The organism is Clostridium sp. CTA-6, from assembly GCF_054768115.1.
The window spans coordinates 133,559-153,243 of sequence record NZ_BAAAAU010000008.1 but is presented as its reverse complement, the minus strand read 5'-3'; the positions used below and the strand labels follow the sequence as shown (position 1 = coordinate 153,243).

The window sequence follows — 19,685 nt, the reverse complement described above, 5'->3', positions numbered from 1 at the left end:
CTCCTTTAACACCATATATAGCCCCTATAAAAGGAAGTTTAAGCTTTTGATAAACTAATATTTCTTCTCCAAGTTTTAGAGATTTATTTATAAATACTTTTATGCCTTCATATTCAAAACTATGAAAATCATTTTTTACTGGAATTTTCTTTGAAATCTCAACATTGAGATTTTGGATTTGGGATCCGTTAGATCCTCATCCACCACAGGTCGTAGTTATTAAGTTAATTATAAAATTTGAATTTTTTTCTTTTGCTATTTTTAATGCTTTTTCATCTATTTTTATCATAATATATTCACCTCCATACCCATATGGGGTATGCTTATATATTAATATATTCTATAGATAGTGTCAATAGGTATAATTTATATTAATAATAAATTTAAATAATTTAATAATAGATTTAGTTTTTTAAAGTAAAGAAAAATTTCTAATATATATTTTCATAATAGTTTAATAAAGATTTAGTTGTAGAGAAGATAATTATATAACTTTTTATGAATAAGCAATATAAAAGTATATTTACAAAAGGGAAAGTATAGTGTATACTAATGTATATACACTTAACTATACAGGGGGATAAAAAAATGAAAAATGTAAAAAAAATGACCTATGCTGCAGTTTTAACTGCTTTAGCCATAGTAATTCCATTAGCCTTTGGATTTTTAAAAATTCAATTAGGACCTTTTACAGCTACCTTAGCATCACATGTGCCTTTGTTTGTAGCTATGCTTTTAGGACCAGCTTCAGCGGTGATGGTAGGGTTAGGTTCCACTTTGGGATTTTTAGTATCTACCCCTTTAGTGGTCGCAGCTAGAGCGTTTATGCATACTTTTGTTGGGCTTATAGGAGCTATTCTTATAAAAAAAGGTATGCCTTTTAAAAAAGTAATAGCTATAACTGCGCCAATACATGGAGCTTTAGAAGCTATAGCAGTAATTCCTTTTGGATTTACACTATATAAAATATTAGTTGCTGTAGGAATAGGATCTATACTCCATCATTTAGTAGATGGTATAATTGCTTTTGCTTTAGTAAAAGCACTATCTAAAACATTAAACATAAAATTAGTGCCTACAGTTTCATCAAAATAATAAATATATGCTTAAACTATTATTTAAAAATAAATTTTAAAAAATATATAAAAAGGCTATGATTCCTTTATTTAAAACTATTTAGGTTATAATACTATTATGTAGTTTTAAATATAATATGTTTTAGGAATAAAGCCTTTTTTCTTCTAGTAAATTATAATTTCTTTAAGAATTAAATATAAAATACCTTATATAAAACTTCCTAAAGCTACATAGATAACTATTAGTATTTAATATTTTCTTTTAATATGTTAAAATAAATATAAAAGATAAAGTTAGTATATTGTGAAAATATTTCTTAAAATACAGGAGGTTAAAAATATGGCGAGTGTACAATTGAAAAAAAACATACATTGGATTGGAGTTAGAAATCCAGAATTAAGAGTTTTTGATATTATAATGGAAACTAAAAAAGGAACCACATATAATGCATACCTTATAGATGATGAGAAAGTAGCTCTTATAGATTGTGTTAAAGATGGTTATTTTGATGAATACATGGAAAATATAAGAGAAGTAATAGGTGATAAAAAGGTCGATTATATAATTGTTCAACATACAGAATTAGATCATAGTGGATCTTTGAGTAAATTATTGGAGATCTATCCGGAGGCAACAGTTATAGGATCAAGAGCTGCATTAATTTATATTAAAGATATTATAAATAAAGAATTTAAAAATTTACCAGCACCAAAAGAATTAAATTTAGGAAAAACCACATTAAAGTTTATAACTGCACCAAACTTACATTGGCCAGATACTATGTTTACTTATGCTGAAAATGAAAAAGTGTTATTTACCTGTGATTTCCTAGGTTGTCACTACTGCCCAGAAGGTTGTATAACAGATACTTGTTCTGGAGATTATTTAGAAGAGATGAAATATTATTTTGATGTTATTATGGGTCCATTTAAAAAGTTTGTATTAATGGGATTAGACAAAATAAAAGATTTAGATTTTGACATGGTAGCTACAAGCCATGGTCCTGTTCATATAGAAGATATTTCTAAATATATAGATCTTTATAGAAAGTGGGCTACAGAAGATACAAAGGAACAAAATATTCAAGTATTGTATATTTCAGCTTATGGAAATACAGAAAAAATGGGAGAATATTTAGTTCAAAAACTTAATGAAAAAGGAATTAAAGCAGAAGGACATGAAATAACTTCTATGCCTATGGAAAAGGTATTAGAATTAATAGAAAATTCTACAGGAATTATTTTAGGTTCTCCAACTATAAACCAGGATGCAGTAAAGCCAGTTTGGGATGTAATGAGTCATATAGGTGTTATAAGTAATAGAGGTAAAGCAGCAGGAGCCTTTGGATCTTATGGTTGGAGTGGAGAAGGCCCTTCTCTTATGACAGATAGATTAAGAGGGTTAAAATTAAAAGTTGTAGAAGAACCTTTTAAATTTAAGTTTGTTCCAAGTAAAGATGACTTTAAAAGAGCAGAGGAATTTATAGAAGAATATATAAAACTTCTTTAAAAATAATATTCCTGCATGGGTTTGTGGATTTATCATAGTATAAAGCAATTTGTTTTTATAAAGAACCATAAGGACATCAGATAGAAAAGTAATAAAACAAATTTTATTTTAAATTTAAAAAACTATGAATTTGGAAATATAATATTCTAAATTCATAGTTTTTTTATTAGAATTATAATATTTCTATTTTAGATGGCTTTATAAGATTTTGAAATTCTAAAATAAAGAAATTACTTAAAATTAATAAAGATTTTTTAAAATTTAAATATTTATTAGATTTAAAAATAATATATTGGGTAAAATGATATTTAAAGAAACTTAGTAATTGTTAATTTATTTTTAAAATCAGCACATATTTATAAACAACGAATACATATAAATAGATTAATTAAAGGATTTTTTTAAAATTCGTTGAATTAATAAAAATGATATTTTAATAATTAAATTATAAGTAGGAGGATTAAAATGAACAGAGAAGAAATAATAGATTATTTAAATGACAACGACATATATAATATTGAAGAAATAGAATATAATGAGGATGTTTTTCCAATTAAAATTTATTATGAATTTGATGAGGAAGAGATATTAGCAGCTAAAGCTTATGCAGAGGAAGAAGCTTCTAAGGAAAATATAGAAGATGGAGAAGAAGTGGATGATTTATATAAGCCTTATTTAAATGATATATCAAAAGATAATATAGAGGACATACTTGAAGACTTAAGAGAAGATTTAGATATAGAAGCTCAGTATATATGTTATGATGATACTGTAGATAATGGGGTAAATGAATTTATTGTAGTTTTCTATGAACAAGGTAGAAATATAGATATAGATGAAATAATAGGATTTGTTTATTAAAAATGAAACCACAGATAAATCTGTGGTTATTTTATTAATATAAATTTTTATATTTTTTATTTTCATATTCTACAATAAGCTTGTCCAATTCTTTACTACATTGTATTACTTCAGCATTAGATAAATCATGCTCATCTATTAAGGTATATAAATATTGTTTAAGATAATAAATTTTTAAATTTAAAGTTTTTAATTGTAAATTATTCATAGCATCAACTCCATTTATTGTGTAAGTTTAATTATAATTAATTACTTCTTTGTTTTATATCCTTATTCTAACAGATTATATCGAAGTTATCATATATTTCGTAAGTCAAGGTTATACATTCTGCAACATAAATAACTATAATTTCTGTTGATAAAATGTGTATTACTATGTTGATAAATTGTGGAAAAAATGTGTAGAAATTGTGGAAAAATATGCTAGTTGTTGGCACTTAAGGGATAGAACTGTGAATAAAAAACTATAAAATAAAAACAAGATGTCGAAAAGTTTTTTCATTTCAACAAAATAATCTATTTTATTTGAGCTACTTGTCATATTTATTAAATATGATATAATAAAAAAGATTAATGGTTACATATATATTAATATGATATGCTAATTGAGAGATTTTAACGAAATAAAAGTAAAAAATATATATAAATTATTATTTGTATACAATAAACCATGATTTGAGGGGGAAAATATATGCTAAATACAGATATTGCTATGGGACTTGCGAGAGTAACAGAAGCAGCAGCGTTAAGTGCATCAAAATTTATGGGTAGAGGAGATAAAAACGCAGCAGATCAAGCAGCAGTGGATGGTATGCACAAAGCTTTTCAAATAATGCCTGTAAGAGGTAAGGTTGTTATAGGAGAAGGAGAATTAGATGAGGCTCCTATGTTATATATAGGTGAAGAAGTTGGAATTGGTGCAGAGGATATGGTAGAAATGGACATAGCTGTAGATCCAGTAGATGGAACTAAACTTATAGCAAAAGGTTTAGAAAATGCTATAGCTGTAGTAGCTATGGGACCTAAAGGAAGTTTATTTCATGCGCCAGATATGTATATGAAGAAAATAGCTGTAGGATCAGGAGCTAAGGGAGCTATAGATATAAATAAATCCCCTAAAGAAAATATATTGAATGTGGCTAGGGCTTTAAATAAAGATGTAACAGAACTTACAGTTATAGTTCAAGAAAGGGATAGACATGATTATATAGTAAAAGATGCAAGAGAAGTAGGCGCTAGAGTTAAGCTTTTTGGAGAAGGAGATGTAGCGGCAGTATTAGCCTGCGGATTTGAAGATACTGGAGTAGATATAATGATGGGAACCGGTGGAGCTCCAGAAGGTGTTATAGCAGCAGCTGCCATAAAATGTATGGGCGGTGAAATGCAAGCGCAACTTTGTCCAACTAGTCAAGAGGAAATAGAAAGATGTAAGACTATGGGAATAAAAGATCATGAAGCTATACTTTATATAGATGATTTAGTAAAAAGTGATGATGTTTATTTTGCAGCTACAGCTATAACAGATTGTGATTTGTTAAAGGGAGTAGTTTATAATAGAAATGAGAAGGCTATTACAAATTCTATAGTTATGAGATCTAAAACTGGTACTATTAGATTTGTTAAAGCATGCCATAATTTAGCCAAAAGCGCTATAGTAGTTGAATAATTTAAAAATTAAATTAGTTCTTTAATAATTCTTTATATATAAAAAAAGTATGTATTAAGATTTAGCTCTTTAATACATACTTTTTTGATTTATAGTAGTGTATAAAATTTCTTATTTATAGATTACTATACAATATTTTAAATTTAATCAACTAATACTTCAATATAGTTCTATTTTAAAATGTGATATTTAATAATTTAATTAATATATTCAAATTATTTTTCTATTTGTAAATTCTTATCCGCTGACCACATATAGAAGGAACCATCATAGTTTTTAACGTTATTATATCCGCACATTTTTAATACTAAAGCTAAGTGGGCAGATCTTATACCAGCAGTACAGTAAGTAAGTATTTCATCATCTTTTTTAATACCAGCTTCTGTTAACAGGTCTTCTATTTCTTTTTGGCTTTTTAAACTTTGATCCTCATTGAATGCTTTATTAAAAGTAAATAGTTTAGCTCCAGGTAGGTGTCCACCTCTAGCCTCACCATATTTTGTTGCACCCTTATATTCCACTTCTTCTCTAGCATCTAATATTTTTATTTTGTCTAAGTTTTCTTTAACCCACTTTGTATCTGCATACATAGATTTGTCCATATTCTCTACTACAAAATCACTTTTTTTAGGAGTAACATCATCTTTTGATATTTCTAAGTTTTTGTTTTTCCAATAGTCAAATCCACCATTTAACATTTTGGAATTTTCTATGCCTAGCATTCTAAGCATCCAAATTATTCTCCCATCTTCTCCCCAACCACTTTTATTTTCTGCATAAGCAACGATGGTTTTGTTTTTATCTATACCTAGGGAAGACAATTTTTTAGAAAGTTCTTTTTCTGGTAAAAGCATTCCCCAATCTTTTTCACCGGGTTTTCCTTCCTGGTTAGTAAAATATGGCCACTGAACATTTATAGCTCCAGGTATATGACCTTTTTTATAGTCTTTGTCAGGGCGAGCATCTATTATTATTACATTATCTTTATTTAAATTTTTAGATAGCCAGTCAGAACCTACTATGTAACTACTGTCTTTATAGGATTCTTTTTGTGTTGTTTCTTGCTTTTTATCCTTTGTTTCTTCTTTATTAGAAGATGGGTTAGAACAACCAGTAAAAAGTGTAATTCCTAAAACAAAACAAAGAACAATAGAGGAAAAACTTCTAAAGGAATTTTTTTCTATTTTCATATATTATTTCACTCCTTTTTTAATAGATGTTATAATTATTATATCATTTAATTTTATACATATAAAAGTCAATAAAAAATACAAATAGGTGGACTATAGCCTATAATTTTTTTTTATATAACAACAAATAAGTATTTGAAAAAATTATAATTAGATTAATACATGAGATAAGGGTTGATGAGATTATATGGTTTCTATAATAGTTCCAGTTTTAAATGAAGAAAAAACTATAGAAAATTTATTGATAAATTTAAAAAGATTAAAGGGTGAAAAAGAAATTTTAATTATAGATGGAGGAAGCGAAGATTCTACTACAAATATAGCCTCTCAATATGGTAAAGTTATAAAAAGTAAAAAGGGTAGATCTAATCAAATGAATTGTGGAGCTAGAGAAGCTAATGGAAGTATTCTTTGGTTTGTACATTCAGATTCTACAGTTCATTATGAAAGCACAGTGGCTATAGAAAAAGCTATAAAAGATGGATATATAGGAGGTGGATTTCCTATATATTTTTATGATTTAAATAGTTTATTTATGAAATATATATCTAAAACTTCAAATATAAGAGCGGATAAATTTAATATATATTATGGAGATCAAGGAATATTTGTTAAAAAAGATATATTTTTAAATATGGGAGGATATCCATCATTGGATATAATGGAGGATTTAGAATTTTCTTTTAGATTAAGAAGATTAGGTAAACTTAAGCTTTTACCTTATTATATTGGTACCTCTGCAAGAAGATTTAAAAAGGGGGGCCAATTTAAAACACATATTCTAATGCATAAATTAAGAATTCTATATTTTATAGGAGTACCTACAGAAAAATTAAATAAAATATATCGGGAGGAAAGGTAATGAATGCACTTATAATAATGACTAGGATACCTGTACCCTGTAAGACTAAAACTAGGCTTATGAAAATATTAACAGGGCAACAGTGTGCAGATATACATAAATGCTTTTTAAAAGATGTATTTAATATGTGTAAATACTTAAAAGAGAGTATGGATATATATGTAACTTACAGTGATGAAGGGAATTTTAGTATAATAGAGTCTTTAGTACCAAGTTTCGCTAGAGTCTTTCCCCAAAAAGGTAAAGATATAGGACAAAGAATGGAGAATGCTGTAGGTGAGGTTTTAAAAAAAGGTTATGAAAAAGTTGTTTTAATAGGATCTGATATACCAGAGATTCAGATCAAGGATATATTAAGAGCTTTTGATATTTTAGAATATAAAGATTTATGTTTTGGACCTACATTTGATGGAGGCTATTATCTTGTAGGTATGAAAAAATTAAATAAAATAGTTTTTAAAGGGGATATAAAATGGGGAGATAAATCTGTATTTTATAGTACTATGGATTTATTAAATAAAGAAAATTTAACAGTAGATTTTACAGAGAAATATGAAGATATAGACACAAAAGAGGACCTTAAAAACTTGATTTATAGATTAAATTACAAATTATATAAGTATGATATTATACCTAAAAATACTAAGAAGTATTTAGAAAATTGGTGGAGAGATGAAGATGCTGAAAGATATATTGATTAAAGAAATAAGAGAATATGTTTATCATAAGAATTTGTTTGAAATAATAAATTTAAGTAGAAATTTTAATGTTAGATTTTTGGCCCAGGGTGAATATAATATAAATTTTATATTAGAGGATAAAATAAATAAGTATGTTTTTAGGGTAAATACGGGAAGCCAATTGTCATTAGAAAATCAAATACAATATGAATATGGAGCATTAAAAAGGTTAGAAAAGAGTAAAGTTACTCCAAAGGTTTATTATGTAGATGGTAGTAAAGAGTACATAAGGTATGGTGTGTTAATAATGGAATTTTTGGAAGGCATACCATTAAATTATGAAAAAGACTTAAATAAAGCTGCTGAAATATTTGGCAAAATACATTCTATAGAACTTAATAAAGAGGATTTTTCTTCTTTTATAGTAGAAAATAATATATTTTCTGACAGAATAAAAGAAGCTAATAATCTTTTAAAGGATTTTTGGAATAGTTCATTAATAAGAGAAGATATAAAAAAATTCTTTTATAAATTTATAAATTGGGCTACAGAAAATTCTTATAAAGAAAAATATTTTACAGATAATCCTATGCAGGTAATAAATAACACAGAGGTTAATTCGCATAATTTCATAATAGGATTTAAGAATTTTTATTTAATAGATTGGGAGAAACCAGTTATAAGCGACCCCTGTCAGGATTTAACACAGTTTTTAGCACCAACCACTACTCTTTGGAAGGGGAATTATATATTAAAGAACTATGAGATAAATGAGTTTTTTTGTAATTATGAGAAATTTTTTAAGGGGAAAAATATAAGAGAAAGAGTAGATATGTATACACCCTATCTTTATTTGAGAGCTTTAAGCTGGTGTGCTTATGCTTATTTAGAATATCAAAATCCAGATAGAGATATAAAAAATATGGATACTTATGAAAAGATAAAAGAGTATTTAGAATTAGATTTTATGAGTAATCTATTGAATAGGTGGTTTTAATGGATAAGAAATGTTTTTATATAAAAGATACAAAAAGAAAAAAACGTATAGAAAACATAAAAGAAAATTGTATAGAGTGTAATATATGTGTTAAAAATTGTTCTATGTTAAAAGAATTTGGAGGTAATCCTAAGAAAATATTTGGTAGGATACTTGAGGAGGGGCAGTTTGAAGCTATACTTCCTTATTCCTGTGCTATCTGTGGGAAATGCAAAGAAGTTTGTCCTAAAGATTTAAATATGGCAAAAGTTTTTATGGATCTTAGAGTAGAAACTGTAGAGCAAAATAATGGCAAAACTCCTTTAAAAGAGCATAACTCTGTGCATATGCATCAAAAATTAGGATTCTCAAAATTATTTACAAAGTATGTAGAAGACAAAAATAAGGAAACTAATAAGGTAGAGAGAGTATTTTTCCCTGGTTGTACACTCCCTGCTTATAGTCCAGAATTGGTTTTAAAAATATATGAATATTTAAAAGAAGAACTACCAGGTACCTCTATGCTTTTAGAATGTTGTGGAAAACCCACAGAAGCCTTAGGGGAAGAGGGGAAATTTAATAAATTATTTAGTAATGTAGAAAAACATATAAGGGATACTGGAGCGATAGAAGTAATAACTGCCTGTCAAAACTGCTATATGATAATGAAAAACTATAGTAAAGATATAAAGGTTAAATCCCTTTGGACAACTTTAGAGGAGATAGGTTTGCCAGACAATGCTGTAAATAAGGGAGATAATAGTAAAGTTAAATTTTCTATTCACGATTCTTGTGTTACAAGACATGAAAAAGAAATACAAAGCAGTATAAGATGGATTATGAAAGAATTAGGATATGAAATTTTAGAAGGAGATAATATAAAAAATAGGACTAATTGTTGTGGTACAGGAGGAATGATTCATGCAGTAAACTCTAAGGTATCTAATGCTATGATGAGGGAAGCTGGAAAAAAAACTGGACAAGATTATATAATTACTTATTGTGCAGGTTGTAGAGAATCCATTATTAAGGGGGGAGCAAAATCACTGCATATATTAGACTTGATTTTTGGAGAGAAAATAGTTAACGAGTATAAGGATATAAAAATAAATTCTCCTTTAAAATCCTGGAGTAATAGGCTAAAAATAAAGAGAATGATAAAGTAAAACTTAATAATTTCTATTGAGTTTTGATTATATTTCAGATTCTCCTTTAAATAAGGATTACAATTGAGAAATGCAGGATAAAATAAAAATTTTAATGGAGGCGTTTGTGTGAAAAAATCCAAAAAAAATATTATAGTTTCCATAATATTTGTTGTTTTATTAGCTTTTTTAGTATATTTTTTAAGAAATACTATATTGGCTAAAGATGTAAGTGCAGTTTCTATAAAGGAGTATGTAAATAGTTATGGCGCTATAGCTCCTATAATTTATATAATATTATTTACTTTAGTACCCCTTACATTGTTCCCAGATTCCATATTAGCTATAGCTGGAGGTATGGCCTTTGGAATGGTGGAAGGTAGCATATATACTATAATAGGTGCTGTTTGTGGAGCATCGCTATCTTTTTATATAGCTAGAGTTTTAGGAAGAAATGTAGTGGAAAAACTGGTTAAAGGAAAAGGAAAATGGTTTGAGGATGGGGTAGAGAAAAATGGATTTTTAGTTGTATTTATATTAAGATTAATACCTTTAGTTCCTTTTGACATTATAAGTTATGGAGCAGGACTTTCAAAAATAAAATTTAAAGATTTTATTTTGGCTACTACAGTAGGAATAATTCCTGGTATATTAGTTTTTATAAATCTTGGGGATAAAGCTTTAAATATTAAATCTAAACAATTTGTAATATCTATAGTATTATTGGTTTTGCTATGTTTAGTTTCTTTTATTATGAAAAAGAAACTATCCTTTAATAAATTACAGAAAGATATAATTAAGAAAGGGGATAGTTATGAATCAAAAGAAAAAGAAGAGTTTAATAATTAAATTAGGTTTTCTTTTAGGCATAATACTTTTGTATTTTTTAATTCCTGGTTTTAAAAATGGAGTAAATAAAATAGCTTCAATGCTTGCTAGATTAAATATAGAAGAGGTAAAAGATTATATAAAATCCTTTGGTATTTGGGCTCCACTTATATCTATGGCTCTTATGATGTTTCAATCTATTGCAGCTCCACTTCCAGCCTTTATAATAACCTTTGCTAATGCTTGGGTATTTGGATGGGCCTTTGGAGCTCTAATATCTTGGACAGGGGCTATGATGGGAGCGGTTTTATGTTTTTATATAAGTAAATTCTATGGAAGACCTGTAGCGGAAAAGATAATTGGTAAAAAAGCATTAGATATGACAGATAGGTTTTTTGACAAGTATGGTAAATATGCTATATTAATAGCTAGACTTTTGCCCTTTGTATCTTTTGATGCTATAAGTTATGCAGCTGGGCTTACAGAAATGTCGTTCTGGGCTTTCTTTTGGGCCACAGGAGTTGGACAACTTCCAGCTACTATAGTTTATTCTATATTAGGACAAAACATAGGTAACATGGCAAAAATGGGATTATGGATATTTTCAGGGGTAATAGCTTTAATAGTATTTGCCGTAGCTGTGAAAAAATATTTAATGGATAAAAAAAAGAAAGAAGATAAAGCTAAAGTTGATGATGAAAGTTTAGAAAGTTAAAAGAATATAAAAACATTAAAGAGGGTGTTAAATAGTAAATTTATTTTGGTATGAACCCTGTTAAGTAGATTTCACACAGTATTTTTATCTGTGGCTACCTACGGGGTACATATCAGTTTAGTTTACATTTTGATACATCCTCTTATTTTATGCTATTTTTAGTCTTTATGGTGCTATTTAACCTTAATTTAATAAATAATAGATTTAGATGTATTTTATTTTTACAAAATATGATGTAAAATAAAATGTAAATTAATATTAAGGAGTTGTAAAATATGGATATGAAAAAACTTATAGAAAGAATTAATTTTTTATATAAAAAAAGTAAAGAAGAAGGACTTACAGAAGAAGAAAAAATAGAACAACAAAAATTAAGAAGAGAATATATAAATATAATAAAAGGAAATGTGAAGGTTCAATTAGAAGGGGTAGAAAAGATACCAACTCCTAATAGAAAAAACTAATAAGTCTTTATTCAAAGGAGGTGTAAACCATTTGGTTAGGGTAAAGAATTTAATAAAGGATATGGAATTAGAGGTATTAGTAGAGGGATTAGAGAATAATATTATAGATGTTAGTGATATTAATAGACCAGGTCTTCAATTTTCAGGTTTTTATAATTATTTTGCTAATGAAAGAGTCCAGGTAGTTGGAAAAACAGAATGGAGTTTTTTAGATGTAATGAAAAAGGAACTTAGGATTAAAAGATTAAATAAATTTTTTGAATTTAAAACCCCATGTATTATAATAACAAGAAATCTAGTGGCTCATGATGAATTTATAAATAGTGCTAAAGAAAAAGGACAGTGGGTTTTAAGAACTGGTGAAATATCTACTAGATTTGTAAGTTCCTTAATGTCTTATTTAGATGAGAAATTAGCTCCGGAGACTAGAATGCATGGCGTTCTTTTAGATGTATATGGGATTGGTATACTTATCACAGGAGAAAGTGGCATAGGAAAAACGGAAACAGCTTTAGAACTCATAAAAAGAGGGCATAGATTAGTAGCAGATGATGCAGTGGATATTAAAGAGATAAATGGGATATTAAAAGGTACATCTCCATCTATTACTTCAGGCATGATGGAAGTTAGAGGAATGGGAATAATAGATGTAGCAGCTCTTTATGGATTAAGTTCTATATTAAATGAGAAAAAAATTGATTTAATGATTAATTTGGAGCAATGGAAAGCGGAAAAAACTTATGATAGATTAGGTGTGGATAAAGAATATATAGATATATTGAATACACCAGTTAGAAAGCTTACTGTACCTATAAGACCAGGGAGAAATTTAGCTGTTATAATAGAGGCGGCAGCAGCGAATTATAGATATAATTTAGTTACAAAAAATTGTCCAGCAGATATAATAAATGAAAGAATTAGTAAGGAGGCTGTTGGTTTAAGAGAAGATGAATAATAAAGCTATTTTAAGAGAAAAAATTATAAATGTAAGAAAATCTTTAACTTTAGAAGAAAAAATAGAAAGAGACACAATAATAAAAGATAAGTTCCAGAAAAATTCTTCATATAAAGATTCAAATCTCATATTTATATATGCAAGTTTAAGGGATGAAGTTAATACCCATGATATTATAAAAGAAGGTCTAAAACATGGGAAAAGAGTATGTGTGCCTAAGGTTATATCTATAAAGGAAGGCATGGTAGCTATAGAAATAAAGGATTTTTCAGAACTTATAGAATGTGGACATTATAAAATATTAGAGCCTAAAAATTTTCAAAACATAGTAGATCCAAAAGAAATAGATTTAGCTATTTTGCCAGGTTTGGCCTTTGATATTAAAGGGGGAAGACTGGGGTATGGTGGAGGTTTTTATGACAGGTTTATTCCTAAACTAAAAAGAGAAGTCCCCAAAATAGCTTTAGCTTATGATTTTCAAATATTAAAAGAGGTTCCAAAGGATGTACATGATATATTAGTAGATGAAATTATAATAGATTTTTAATATTTAGAAAAGAAGTGTTTTTTAGTAGTATATATAAATTAAGTTTAAAATAAATGTATTTTTATAATAAAGCTAACTATAATTTTTTCATATAATATAAAAAATTTAGTTAGTTTTTTAATATTTTATGTTTAAATATAAAAATAATATTTGATTATTAAGAAATAAAAAGTTTATATAAGAATAATAAACACATTAAGTCCAAACAATAGTCATATAAAAAATAGTATTTAGGTGATTTTATATGATAATTTTTGATTTGTTAAATAATTTTGAGGAAATTAAAGGGGATTTTAAGGTTGGAAAAAGTTATTATTGGATAGTAGTTCATTCACAGGATTTGAATGTGTTAAAGGATAAACTAAATTTAAAGGAAGAAAATATAAAAGAATGTGAGAATTATACTCAAGGAGCTCAAATAAATTTTTATAAAGATTATATATTTATTATTTTGAATTTGCTCCAATACGATAAAGCTGTGGAAACAAATGAAATTAATATATTTTTGAGTAAAGACTATATAATAACAGTTTATAAAGAAAAATTAAACTTAATAGAAGAAATACTAGATGATATTAAGGAATGCAAAAATTGTTTTCTGATTAAAGAAAATCCTAAACCCTTTATTTTATTATATTATATTATAGATAGAATAATAATTAAAAACTATGAAGTCATAGCTACTTTAGAAACCAAAGCAGACAAGATAGAAATAGATATATTAGAGGAACCAAGACATGAACATATAGATGAAATAATATATTTAAGAAGACAGGTTTATAGAATTAGAAAATATATAACCCCCTTAAGGTATATAGGGGATAGTCTTATAAGTAATGACAATGGTATGATAGAAAAAGAATGTGTTAAATATTGTATAACTTTAAATAATAAAATAGAAAAATTAATGGTAGCATTAGAAACTTTGGTACAGGATCTTTCTTTAGTTAGAGAAGCTTTTGAGTCAGAAATATCAAATAAAACTAATGAACTAATGAAAGTTTTTACTTTAATTGCTACTATTTTTTTACCAGCCAGTTTAATTACTAGTATTTACGGAATGAATTTTGACAATCTCCCTCCTATGCAAAATCCCTATGGATGCTTATATGTTTTAGGATTTACCCTTATTATATCTTTGTTTTTAGTTTATTTATTTAAAAGAAAAAAATGGCTATAAAACAAATAAATGTATTTATAAGAAAAATAAACTATTATCTATTGATTTATGTTAAAATATATATAGAATATTATGGAAGAGGGGTGAAAGACTTAGGTGATATTTTTCACTTAAGCAATAGTATGGAAAAAGATTTAACTAAAAAGTATGAATTAGCTTGGGATAAGTACTCTAAAGAAGATTTAACAAATGTTTTTGATTTATCTGAAAAATACAAAGATTTTATGTCAAAGTGCAAAACAGAAAGAGAATGTGTAAAAGAATTCATAGTTTTAGCAGAAAAAAGTGGATACAAAAATTTAGAAGAAATCATAAAGAATAATGAAAAATTAGAGCCAGGTGATAAGGTATATGCAAATAATATGGATAAAACTTTAGCTTTATTTGTTGTAGGTAAAGAGCCTATGGAGAAAGGACTTAAAATATTGGGAGCTCATGTGGATTCACCAAGATTAGATTTAAAACAAAATCCTTTATATGAAGATACAGATTTAGCTTTATTTGAAACTCATTATTATGGTGGAATAAAAAAATATCAGTGGGTTACTCTACCATTAGCTATACATGGTGTAATAGTAAAAAAAGATGGAACTAAGATTAATGTGGAAGTAGGAGAAGAAGAATCAGATCCTGTATTTGGTGTATCTGATCTATTAATTCATTTATCAGGAGAGCAAATGGAGAAAAAGGCTTCTAAAGTGGTAGAAGGGGAGAATTTAAATGTACTAATAGGAAGTATGCCTATAGAAGATAAAGAAGCTAAAGATAGAGTAAGAAGAAATATATTAAAATTGTTAAATGAAAAATATGAAATAGAAGAAGAAGATTTTGTCTCAGCAGAATTAGAGGTAGTTCCAGCTGGAAAAGCAAGAGATTATGGTTTTGATAGAAGCATGGTAATGGCTTATGGCCAAGATGATAGAATTTGTTCTTATACTTCTTTCGAAGCTATGATGAAAATGGACAAAGTAGATAAAACTTGTGTTACATTACTTGTAGATAAAGAAGAAATAGGTAGCGTAGGGGCAACTGGTATGCAATCTAAGTTTTTTGAAAATACAGTAGCGGAAGTAATAAATTTAACATCAGATAATTATAGTGATCTAAAATTAAGAAGATGCCTTACAAATTCAAAGATGTTATCTTCTGATGTATCTGCAGCTTTTGATCCTAATTATCCATCTGTTATGGAAAAGAAAAATTCAGCTTATTTTGGAAAAGGTATAGTATTTAATAAATATACTGGATCTAGAGGAAAAGGTGGATCAAATGATGCAAATCCAGAATATATAGCTGAGATAAGGGCTATGATGGAAAAGCATAATGTATCATGGCAAACAGCAGAATTGGGAAAAGTAGATCAAGGTGGTGGAGGTACTATAGCTTACATACTAGCTCAATACGCTATGGAAGTTATAGATTGTGGAGTTGCTCTTCATAATATGCATGCGCCTTGGGAAATAGCTAGTAAAGCAGATATTTATGAAGCTATGAGAGGATACCACGCTTTCTTATTAGAAGCATAAAATAAGGAAAGTGCTTAGCACTTTCCTTATATTGAGTCTATAGATTTTAGGAGCTTTTCTATATTACCTTGATCTAAGGTAGTTGCTCCTATTCTATCTGGATGGCTTCCATCGGTTTTGGTTAATCCATGAAAATCCGAACCACCAGTTATAATTTTGTTATATTTTTTAGCCAGATTTTCAAATCTTAAGGTATCTTCTGGCTTATTCATATAATATATGGCTTCTACTCCTTTGAAATCCAATTTAAATAAGTCTTCTACATTAGTTTTTTTTATTAATACAGGATGAGCTAAAACTGATATGGCACCAGATTCTTTTAATAGAGATATACCTTCCTCAGTAGAAATAGTTTTATTAGGTACATAAGCCTTACATCCTTCTCCGATGAAGTTTGAAAATATATAGTCCCAGCTATAATCATATCCCGCTTCTACAATTGCTTTTGCAATATGTGGTCTTGAAATAACTCCTTTTGTAGATTCCATTATTTCATTAAAACTTATTATTATATTAAAATACTTTTTTAGTTTATCTACTATTTCATTGGCTCTTTTTTTTCTATATTCTTTTTTGTGTTTTTGAAAATTTTGTATTAAGTTATTTTTATAATTATTTCCTTTAAAATATCCTAAAACGTGAATACTGCAGTTATTATATGTAGTGGATAATTCTATACCAGGAATAACCTTTATGTTTAATTTTTTTCCATAAAATAATGCTTCCTCTATTCCATCTGTAGTATCATGATCTGTTATGGATATTATATCTAGTCCTTCCTCTTTAGCTAGATAAACTAATTCCTTTGATGAATACTTACCATCAGAAGCATTAGTATGAGTATGAAAATCACCTTTTATATAAATAAGAATTACCTCCTTTAAAAATTAATGAGTTTACTATATATTTTATAGTAAACTATAATAAATAAAATATACAACTATAATAAATTAACTTATTTATAAATAGATTAGTTCTAGAATAATGATGTTTATTAGTAAAGAGGGTTTATAAAATATTAATAAGATATAAGCAAATAAGCTTAAAATTTTTAGGCTTATTTGCTATTAATTTTTTTTATATTTAATGCAAATTCTTCAGCTTTTTCTTTTATATTAGGTATTTTAAATATAGCATTAGGATCATTTGCTGTTTCCATTAATAAGGCATAGGGTGGTAATAAAAATCCTTTATTTATATTTAGTCCTCCTATTAATTGTTTCCCCACAGAATCACTTCCAGAATTTCCAGATACTATTACTCCTAATAGATATTTTTCGTAGAAATTTGTTCTCCTATAAAGTACTGTAAGTCTATTTATTGTAGCAGATATATTAGAGGAAATAGCGTCATTATAATTTGGGCATAGCCAAACTACTATATCGGATTTTTCTATAGCAGGTAATATATTTTCAACCATAATACCTCCATAAAAACAACTATTTTGTTTGCCATAATGTAAGCACATTCTATAGGAACAGCCTTTGCAATCTTGGACTTTACCATTTTCTATTTGAATTTCATCTATATCATACTCCTTTAATTCACATGAAGCCATATGCCACAGGCTTAATGTATTAGAAAAAGTATGAGGAGAAGAATAAAGGGCTGTTATTTTAGGAGATTTTATATATTTAGGAGTATAACTTAAAAGTCTTTCTCCAAGTTTATGACATAGATCCAAACAGATCCTTTCTAAAGGCATAGAGAGGGTTTTTTGCCAAGTTAAAAAATTTTTAAAAGAACCAGTAGCTTCAATCATTGGGTGACCTATAAATCTACAACCTAAAGAATTAGTTATAAATATTAAATCTTGACATACATCCTTTGTAAAAAGTTCTGTAGCACTATGCACCAGTAAAGTAGCAGTAGAATCATAAAAAAAATCTTTTTCTTTAGTTTTTAAATTATCTAGAAAAGACCACATATATAAGTCTATACCAGAAAAACCTACTTCAATAGTAAATAAAATTTTTTTATTTTTTAAGTTTAACAAATTATCACTATTTGTTATCTTAGTAACTCTAGAAAAGTTGTCACAAAATTTATTTATCATATTATTTAGTTCTTTAGATGGATTAGGATTTGGCATTATAAGGAACAATTCCTCCATAAGAACACTCCCTTAAAAATAATTTGTATTTAAATTAAATTTTTATAGTAATTACTTTAAATATTAGTAATGAATGTTTCTCTAAAAAATCCTTAGAAAAAATCGGTATTTGAGCTAAAAAATTTAGAATAATCGTTATATTATTTTTCAAAAACATTAAAAATTCTTTAAATAAGCATGAGTTTTTTCTAATTTTTTTAATAAGCTAGGGGGCATATTTTTATAGGTTTCTAATTCTATAGTATTGTTTATAAATTTATTTCTAATTCCCATAAAAGCACCATTTAAAAATGTAGCACTATAGTGCCACTCTGATTTTATAGTAGATATTAAAGAAAAACTTCCAGAGGATAGAGCAGGAGCTATATAGGGTTTAAAGCCAAAGGAACGTATTTCCAAATTTGCTTCTCTAGTTTTTTTAGTTAAAATGTCAGATAAATTTTCATCGTAATTGTCTATACTATTAGCTATTACAAGACCTTCTCCATGGGGACCAAAGGCTCTTCCTTCTATAGAATAATTTTTAAATTTAGGATCTTTACCTGCGTAATAGGCAGCCCTAGCATTCATAACTCCAAGACCATAGCCTCTAACTTGTTCAGGAGCTAAACCTTCTTTTAGAGCTGATTTGCATAGAAGATCTACCGGATCGGATACTACGGCAAATATGCCTTTAAAGTTTTTTTCCTTTGCAAGTTTGGCATAGAAAGATACTATTTTACTGTTTCCCTCAAATTGAACTAGCCTTACATCTTTAATTTCATTTCCTATTTTAGGGACACCTACAGAAACACAGAATACAAACATATTACAATTAAAAATTTCATCTTCATTTAATACTTTTATTTTAGGTAAATTTGGATTTAAGTTAGGACTTTGAATTTGATTACATTCATATTCCCATCGGTTTATTTTATTAATATCTTTGTCATATATACCTATTTCATCTATACAATCTTCTCCTAAAAGTCTTAATCCTGTAATTAATGTTCCTCCTACATCACCCAATCCTACTATATTTATTTTCCATTTTCGGTTTGGACAAGGATTAAATTTTAATGTTTCCTTCCAATTTTCATAAGCTTTATTAATAGCTACTAACCTTTTTTCTTTTATAGCTTTTTTTATAAATTGTGGAACTTTAATAGGAGAATCTCTTTCTATTAAAATATTTAAATTTTCATTTTTTATAAAAAGCAGGGAGGTATTAGTTATTAAAAAGCTTCTTCTAGAATTCTTTTGATCTATATTTACTAAAAAATACATTAATCCCTTATGAAAAGAGGCTTCTTTTTCTGTTATTTCTTTTAAGTTTTCTTTTTCTGTTGAAATTATAATATCATTTTCTATAATATAATAAAATAAATTTAAGTTATTCATAAATTCACATC

Annotated in this window: 20 protein-coding genes; 15 read left to right on the top strand and 5 right to left on the bottom strand. The window is 27.2% G+C overall.

The features are described from left to right. Positions 1 to 588: 588 nt before the first annotated feature. The 3 genes from ACYUDJ_RS13770 to ACYUDJ_RS13760 all read left to right on the top strand — a co-directional run bounded on the left by ACYUDJ_RS13770 (position 589) and on the right by ACYUDJ_RS13760 (position 3,447). Positions 589 to 1,095 carry a membrane protein gene (locus ACYUDJ_RS13770; protein ID WP_030035876.1) on the top strand — a complete coding sequence of 169 codons (507 nt, stop codon included), beginning with the start codon at positions 589 to 591 and terminating at the stop codon, positions 1,093 to 1,095. Positions 1,096 to 1,416: 321 nt separating this feature from the next. Continuing rightward, entirely contained in the window at positions 1,417 to 2,586 is a 1,170-nt protein-coding gene (locus ACYUDJ_RS13765; RefSeq protein WP_043032136.1) for an FprA family A-type flavoprotein, read from the top strand. Between the two features lie 465 nt (positions 2,587 to 3,051). Then, positions 3,052 to 3,447 (top strand): hypothetical protein, encoded by a 396-nt coding sequence (locus tag ACYUDJ_RS13760; RefSeq protein ID WP_003484539.1) that lies wholly within the window; start codon positions 3,052 to 3,054, stop codon positions 3,445 to 3,447. Between the two features lie 34 nt (positions 3,448 to 3,481). Here the strand turns inward: ACYUDJ_RS13760 and ACYUDJ_RS13755 are convergent, their stop codons facing one another. Next, complete coding sequence (locus tag ACYUDJ_RS13755; protein ID WP_003484540.1) at positions 3,482 to 3,655, bottom strand: aspartyl-phosphate phosphatase Spo0E family protein; 174 nt, start codon at positions 3,653 to 3,655, stop codon at positions 3,482 to 3,484. Between the two features lie 483 nt (positions 3,656 to 4,138). Here ACYUDJ_RS13755 and glpX point away from each other — a divergent pair, with 483 nt between their 5' ends. Further along, entirely contained in the window at positions 4,139 to 5,113 is a 975-nt protein-coding gene (glpX, locus tag ACYUDJ_RS13750; protein WP_003484554.1) for a class II fructose-bisphosphatase, read from the top strand. 215 nt (positions 5,114 to 5,328) lie between these two features. Here glpX and ACYUDJ_RS13745 read toward each other — a convergent pair whose 3' ends face one another. Continuing rightward, on the bottom strand, positions 5,329 to 6,303 hold the full coding sequence (locus tag ACYUDJ_RS13745) for a sulfurtransferase (RefSeq protein WP_043032135.1): 975 nt from the start codon (positions 6,301 to 6,303) through the stop codon (positions 5,329 to 5,331). A 187-nt stretch (positions 6,304 to 6,490) separates the two neighbouring features. On the opposite strand from ACYUDJ_RS13745, the gene ACYUDJ_RS13740 reads away from it, so the two are divergent. From ACYUDJ_RS13740 to ACYUDJ_RS13690, 11 genes are all read left to right on the top strand, one after another. Beyond that, positions 6,491 to 7,165, top strand: coding sequence for a TIGR04283 family arsenosugar biosynthesis glycosyltransferase (locus ACYUDJ_RS13740; protein WP_003484558.1), 675 nt, complete (start codon positions 6,491 to 6,493; stop codon positions 7,163 to 7,165). Then, the gene (locus ACYUDJ_RS13735) at positions 7,165 to 7,866 is read left to right on the top strand and encodes a TIGR04282 family arsenosugar biosynthesis glycosyltransferase (protein WP_003484560.1); all 702 of its coding nucleotides are present in this window, start codon (positions 7,165 to 7,167) and stop codon (positions 7,864 to 7,866) included. The genes ACYUDJ_RS13740 and ACYUDJ_RS13735 overlap by 1 nt, the downstream gene beginning before the upstream one ends. After that, positions 7,844 to 8,842, top strand: coding sequence for a phosphotransferase (locus ACYUDJ_RS13730; RefSeq protein WP_042384594.1), 999 nt, complete (start codon positions 7,844 to 7,846; stop codon positions 8,840 to 8,842). Before ACYUDJ_RS13735 ends, ACYUDJ_RS13730 begins: the two co-directional genes overlap by 23 nt. Then, complete coding sequence (locus ACYUDJ_RS13725) at positions 8,842 to 9,987, top strand: (Fe-S)-binding protein (RefSeq protein WP_043032134.1); 1,146 nt, start codon at positions 8,842 to 8,844, stop codon at positions 9,985 to 9,987. Before ACYUDJ_RS13730 ends, ACYUDJ_RS13725 begins: the two co-directional genes overlap by 1 nt. Before the next feature lie 108 nt (positions 9,988 to 10,095). Further along, entirely contained in the window at positions 10,096 to 10,815 is a 720-nt protein-coding gene (locus tag ACYUDJ_RS13720) for a TVP38/TMEM64 family protein (RefSeq protein ID WP_003484566.1), read from the top strand. Beyond that, positions 10,781 to 11,509: a TVP38/TMEM64 family protein gene (locus ACYUDJ_RS13715; RefSeq protein WP_003484567.1), complete on the top strand. Its 729-nt coding sequence runs from the start codon at positions 10,781 to 10,783 to the stop codon at positions 11,507 to 11,509. The genes ACYUDJ_RS13720 and ACYUDJ_RS13715 overlap by 35 nt, the downstream gene beginning before the upstream one ends. Positions 11,510 to 11,784: 275 nt before the next feature. Continuing rightward, positions 11,785 to 11,973, top strand: coding sequence for a DUF896 domain-containing protein (locus ACYUDJ_RS13710; protein ID WP_003484568.1), 189 nt, complete (start codon positions 11,785 to 11,787; stop codon positions 11,971 to 11,973). 31 nt (positions 11,974 to 12,004) lie between these two features. After that, positions 12,005 to 12,928, top strand: coding sequence for an HPr(Ser) kinase/phosphatase (hprK, locus tag ACYUDJ_RS13705; RefSeq protein WP_080333551.1), 924 nt, complete (start codon positions 12,005 to 12,007; stop codon positions 12,926 to 12,928). Then, a complete protein-coding gene (locus ACYUDJ_RS13700) occupies positions 12,921 to 13,475 on the top strand; it encodes a 5-formyltetrahydrofolate cyclo-ligase (protein ID WP_003484571.1) in 555 nt (184 codons plus the stop codon). The genes hprK and ACYUDJ_RS13700 overlap by 8 nt, the downstream gene beginning before the upstream one ends. A gap of 244 nt (positions 13,476 to 13,719) precedes the next feature. Beyond that, positions 13,720 to 14,655 (top strand): magnesium transporter CorA family protein, encoded by a 936-nt coding sequence (locus ACYUDJ_RS13695; RefSeq protein ID WP_003484572.1) that lies wholly within the window; start codon positions 13,720 to 13,722, stop codon positions 14,653 to 14,655. Then, complete coding sequence (locus ACYUDJ_RS13690; RefSeq protein WP_003484574.1) at positions 14,646 to 16,181, top strand: aminopeptidase; 1,536 nt, start codon at positions 14,646 to 14,648, stop codon at positions 16,179 to 16,181. The genes ACYUDJ_RS13695 and ACYUDJ_RS13690 overlap by 10 nt, the downstream gene beginning before the upstream one ends. Positions 16,182 to 16,207: 26 nt before the next feature. On the opposite strand, the gene ACYUDJ_RS13685 is transcribed toward ACYUDJ_RS13690, so the two are convergent. The 3 genes from ACYUDJ_RS13685 to ACYUDJ_RS13675 all read right to left on the bottom strand — a co-directional run bounded on the left by ACYUDJ_RS13685 (position 16,208) and on the right by ACYUDJ_RS13675 (position 19,674). Continuing rightward, positions 16,208 to 17,047 (bottom strand): PHP domain-containing protein, encoded by an 840-nt coding sequence (locus tag ACYUDJ_RS13685; RefSeq protein ID WP_043032133.1) that lies wholly within the window; start codon positions 17,045 to 17,047, stop codon positions 16,208 to 16,210. Positions 17,048 to 17,238: 191 nt separating this feature from the next. Next, positions 17,239 to 18,294 (bottom strand): flavodoxin family protein, encoded by a 1,056-nt coding sequence (locus tag ACYUDJ_RS13680; RefSeq protein WP_003484578.1) that lies wholly within the window; start codon positions 18,292 to 18,294, stop codon positions 17,239 to 17,241. Between the two features lie 156 nt (positions 18,295 to 18,450). Further along, positions 18,451 to 19,674, bottom strand: a complete 1,224-nt coding sequence (locus ACYUDJ_RS13675) for a lactate/malate family dehydrogenase (protein WP_003484580.1) — start codon at positions 19,672 to 19,674, stop codon at positions 18,451 to 18,453. Positions 19,675 to 19,685: the final 11 nt, after the last annotated feature.